Here is a 1,049-nt window from a genome sequence, read left to right on the forward strand (position 1 = left end):
GAGACGACGCCGGCGCCGACGGTACGACCGCCTTCGCGGATCGCGAAACGCAGGCCTTCGTCCATCGCGATCGGGAAGCCCAGCGTGACGCTGATCTTCACGTTGTCGCCCGGCATCACCATCTCCACGCCTTCCGGCAGCGTGATCGAACCGGTCACGTCCGTCGTGCGGAAGTAGAACTGCGGACGGTAGTTGCTGAAGAACGGCGTGTGACGGCCACCCTCGTCCTTCGACAGGATGTACACCTCACCCTCGAACTCCGTGTGCGGCGTCACCGAACCCGGCTTGGCCAGCACCTGGCCACGCTCGACGTCTTCACGCTTCAGACCGCGAACCAGCACGCCGACGTTGTCACCGGCCTGACCCTGGTCCAGCAGCTTGCGGAACATCTCCACGCCCGTCACCGTCGTGGTCTGGGTGTCCTTCAGACCGACCACTTCGGCCGGGTCACCCACCTTCACGATGCCGCGCTCGACGCGACCGGTCAGCACCGTGCCGCGACCCGAGATCGAGAACACGTCTTCCACCGGCAGCAGGAACGGCTTGTCGATGTCGCGCTCCGGCTCCGGAATCCAGCTGTCCAGCGCATCGACCAGCTTGATGATCGACGGCACGCCGATCTCCGACTGGTCGCCGTCCAGCGCCAGACGCGCCGAACCGTGAATGATCGGCGTGTCGTCGCCCGGGAACTCGTACTTCGACAGCAGCTCGCGCACTTCCATCTCGACCAACTCGAGCAGCTCGGCGTCGTCCACCATGTCGGCCTTGTTCAGGAACACGACGATGTACGGCACGCCCACCTGGCGCGACAGCAGGATGTGCTCACGCGTCTGCGGCATCGGGCCGTCAGCGGCCGAGCACACCAGGATCGCGCCGTCCATCTGCGCCGCACCCGTGATCATGTTCTTCACATAATCCGCGTGACCCGGGCAATCGACGTGGCCGTAGTGGCGCAGCGGCGATTCGTATTCCACGTGCGCGGTCGAGATCGTGATACCGCGCGCCTTCTCTTCCGGCGCCGCGTCGATCGAACCGTAGTCCTTGAACTC

Annotated in this window: 1 protein-coding gene; it reads right to left on the minus strand. The window is 65.1% G+C overall.

The window, feature by feature from the left end; genetic code table 11:
- Positions 1-1,049 (minus strand): elongation factor Tu (gene tuf / locus ACR9ZJ_RS19325; RefSeq protein WP_481288683.1); only part of this gene is annotated, 1,049 nt, incomplete at both ends.

The organism is Luteibacter sp. KNZ12-1A, assembly GCF_056755675.1.